This window comes from uncultured Amnibacterium sp. (assembly GCF_964244015.1).
Classification (GTDB): domain Bacteria; phylum Actinomycetota; class Actinomycetes; order Actinomycetales; family Microbacteriaceae; genus Amnibacterium.
In genome coordinates, this window is record NZ_CAXTHO010000198.1 from 1 (window position 1) to 3076 (window position 3076).

Below are 3076 nucleotides of genomic sequence, written 5' to 3' on the forward strand. Positions count from 1 at the left end.
GACCCGCATCGGCTTCGCCAGCACCTCCGCGAGCAGCAGCACCGACCCCACGCCGACGAGATCGGCCTGTCGGAACAGCGGACGGACGCGAGTGCCCAACGGGTGGCCAGCGGCCGCGGCGTAGATCAGCACATCAGCATCGAACGTGGTGACCGGATTCACCGCGCGCTCCGGTCGTCGCAGATCGCCGCGACGAGTTCCTCCGCCCGCTGCACCGTGATCGCAGGCTCGGGCAGCGGTCCACCGGCGGCGCGCTCCAGCAGCTTCTGGACGTGATCGGCATCGCGCCACACCTGCGAACGCCTCCGCGTGGCCGCCACGTCAGGCCGAACGAGCACGGCGACGACCCGGCCGTGCCGGGTGATCGACACCTCGTCGCCTGCCTCCACCCGGTCCAGCTGGGCCGGGAGGGTCCGGCGTGCCTCGCTTGCGCTGATCGAAATCATCGGATGACTGTACGAGAACGTACAACGGCGTACACGAAGCGATGCGGCCGCACTACGCGCGACTCAGGATCCGATGAGCTCCTGACGACCGCTGCGCATGTACCCGACGCTGCCGGTCCGGCTAGAGCAGGGTGACGCCGCGCACGCGATGGCCGATTGCGATCGATTCGCCCGAGATCGCGCAGATCGGCGACGCGAGGAACGTGATGAGGTCGGCGATCTGCTGCGGCGAAGACTGTCCGCCGGACCCGGGCTGCACCTCCGTCGCCGGGTCGGGGCGGACGATCCCGGGGTTCACCGCGTTCACCGCGACACCGGTGCCCGCGAGGGAGTCCGCGAGGTTCTTGGCGATCACGATCGTCGCGGCGTTCCGGACCGAGCCGGTGATGCTGCCGGTCAGCCAGGCGTTCTGTCCGCTGACGGCGACGATGCGGCCGTAGCCGGCGTCCCGCATCGTCGGGATGACGGCGTTCGCGAGCCGGAGGAACACGAGCGCCTTCGCGTCGAACGCGTCGAGCACCTGCGCGGGGTCGCTGCTCCGCGCAGGGTCGAGCGTCTGCGCCGACGGAGCGGCGGTCACCACCAGGGCGTCGATGCGGCCGTGCTCGGCGAGGACCGCTGCCACCCCGGCGCGGACCGACTGGTCGTCGCGCGCGTCGATGACGACGCCCTCGGTGGTGCGCCGCGACGCCACGACGACCGTCGCGGCCTCCTCCCGCAGCTGCGAGACGACTGCGGAGCCGATGAGGCCCTCGCCGCCGACGACGAGGGCGACCCGGCCGCTCAGCTGCAGATCCATGGCCTGCACGCTAATGCGCGTCGCCGGGACGTGCGGTCGCGCTACTGCTGGAGGCGGCGCCGGACCTCCTGCGCCACGGTCTGCAGCGCCGCGGTGAACCGGACCAGCTCCTCCGGGTCCAATCCCGCTGTGGAGGCCGAGATCATGTCGTCGAAGTCGTCGTGGATCTGCGTCATCCGGCGATGCCCCTGCGGCGTCAGCTCGAGGTAGAGGCTGCGCCGGTCATCCGGATGATCCACGCGGTGCAGCAGGCCCGCATCGACCAGTGCACGCGCGATGGCCGTCACCGCGCCCGTCGTCAGCTCGAGGTAGGCGGCGAGGTCCTTCGGGGTGATGCTCACGATGCGAGCGATGTGGAAGAGCGCCCGCAGCTCGGTCGCCGAGAGGTTGGCGTCCTCGGCGATCCGACGCCGATTGGCCTCCAGCGCGCTCACGAACTCCGTCGCTGCGGAGGGGAGGCCGCTCAGGATGTGCGCCTGACGGGCCTCCGTGGTCATCCCAAGATTTTATGGGGCCGATGGAGGATTTCGGCCAGAAAACCTCACGAGGTCGCTGAGTGAGTGAGTAAACTACCCACCGCTGACCCAGGTCAGCTCATCCCATCCACGATCAGCCTCGGAGAACATCCCGTGACCCCTGACATCCTGTCCAACGGGCAGTACAACACCGTCTACAACTTCCTCTCGCTGGTCATCGCCGCCCAGCTCTTCACGGCGCTGTTCATGCTGATCGGACTACCGCGGCTCCTCCCGCGCTACCGGCAGGCGATCACCGTCGCGATCATCGTGTGCGGCATCGCGGCGTACCACTACTTCCGGATCTTCGACTCGTTCAAGGCCGCCTACACCTCGAAGTCGGTCGGTGGCTCCGGCACCTACTCCCAGGCCGTCGGCGAGCAGTTCAACGAGGGCTACCGCTACGTTGACTGGCTGCTGACGGTCCCGCTGCTGCTCGTCGAGCTGATCGCCGTGCTCGCGCTCGCGCGGGCGGTGCAGCGGCGCCTGCTGGTCCGGCTCGTGCCGGCCGCAGCGCTGATGATCGCGCTCGGCTACCCCGGTGAGATCAGCGGTGACAACGGCATCCGCGGCCTGTTCGGCCTGCTGTCGACCATCCCGTTCGCGTACATCCTCTTCGTGCTGTTCGTCCAGCTCGGCCGGTCGCTGCAGAACCAGCCCGAGGGCGTCCGCGGGACGCTTTCGCGGCTGCGGTTCCTGCTGCTGCTGAGCTGGGGCGTCTACCCGATCGCGTACCTGCTGCCGCTGCTGAACATCGGCGGAGCGGACGCCTGGGTCGGCAAGCAGATCGGCTACTCGCTCGCGGACATCGTGGCGAAAGCGATCTACGGCCTGATCATCTACCAGGTCGCCCGCACCAAGTCGTTCGCGGACGACCCCACGTTCGCCGAGATCGAGGGCTCGGAGCACCAGGTCGAGGCGCGGGAGACCATTCGCCGCTGACCGCTCAGCGCGTCGGAAGGGCCTCGCCTGGCGCGGGGCCCTTCCGTCGTCCTCGCCTCTTACGATCGGCTCATGGTCAAGGTCGCGGTCGCGCAGTTCGCTCCGGGTGGGCAGCCGGACGCGAACCTCGGCGAGGTGCAGGCACTCATCGCGGAGGCGGCCGCCCAGGGTGCCGAGCTCGTCGTGCTGCCGGAGTACGCCTCCTACTTCGAGCAGAGGATGGGGCCGGCCTTCGCGGAGCACGCCCAGCCGCTCGATGGAACGTTCACCGAGGGCGTCCGGGAAGCGGCCGCAGCGACCGGGGTGACCGCGGTCTTCGGGCTCGTCGAGACAGCGGAGGGGCAGCGCTTCCGGAACACCGCCGTCGCCGTCTC

5 protein-coding genes are annotated in these 3076 nt (G+C 69.4%); 2 read left to right on the forward strand and 3 right to left on the reverse strand.

Annotated elements, in window-relative coordinates; all coding sequences use genetic code 11:
• Positions 1–158: 158 nt before the first annotated feature.
• The 3 genes from ACFE67_RS14710 to ACFE67_RS14720 form a co-directional block, all read right to left on the reverse strand.
• Positions 159–446: a type II toxin-antitoxin system Phd/YefM family antitoxin gene (locus ACFE67_RS14710; protein WP_375407618.1), complete on the reverse strand. Its 288-nt coding sequence runs from the start codon at positions 444–446 to the stop codon at positions 159–161.
• Positions 447–567: 121 nt separating this feature from the next.
• Entirely contained in the window at positions 568–1245 is a 678-nt protein-coding gene (locus ACFE67_RS14715; RefSeq protein ID WP_375407619.1) for an SDR family NAD(P)-dependent oxidoreductase, read from the reverse strand.
• A gap of 41 nt (positions 1246–1286) precedes the next feature.
• Complete coding sequence (locus ACFE67_RS14720) at positions 1287–1742, reverse strand: MarR family winged helix-turn-helix transcriptional regulator (protein WP_375407620.1); 456 nt, start codon at positions 1740–1742, stop codon at positions 1287–1289.
• A 132-nt stretch (positions 1743–1874) separates the two neighbouring features.
• Here ACFE67_RS14720 and ACFE67_RS14725 point away from each other — a divergent pair, with 132 nt between their 5' ends.
• Together ACFE67_RS14725 and ACFE67_RS14730 are read left to right on the forward strand one after the other, a co-directional pair.
• On the forward strand, positions 1875–2702 hold the full coding sequence (locus tag ACFE67_RS14725; protein ID WP_375407621.1) for a bacteriorhodopsin-like: 828 nt from the start codon (positions 1875–1877) through the stop codon (positions 2700–2702).
• Positions 2703–2774: 72 nt separating this feature from the next.
• Positions 2775–3076: nitrilase-related carbon-nitrogen hydrolase (locus ACFE67_RS14730; RefSeq protein WP_375407622.1), on the forward strand; the 302-nt coding region annotated here is incomplete at its 3' end.

Coding starts and splice junctions, on each gene's coding strand:
- ACFE67_RS14710 (WP_375407618.1), bottom strand. CDS start 446: ATGATTTCGATCAGCGCAAGCGAGGCACGCCGGACCCTCCCGGCCCAG.
- ACFE67_RS14715 (WP_375407619.1), bottom strand. CDS start 1,245: ATGGATCTGCAGCTGAGCGGCCGGGTCGCCCTCGTCGTCGGCGGCGAG.
- ACFE67_RS14720 (WP_375407620.1), bottom strand. CDS start 1,742: ATGACCACGGAGGCCCGTCAGGCGCACATCCTGAGCGGCCTCCCCTCC.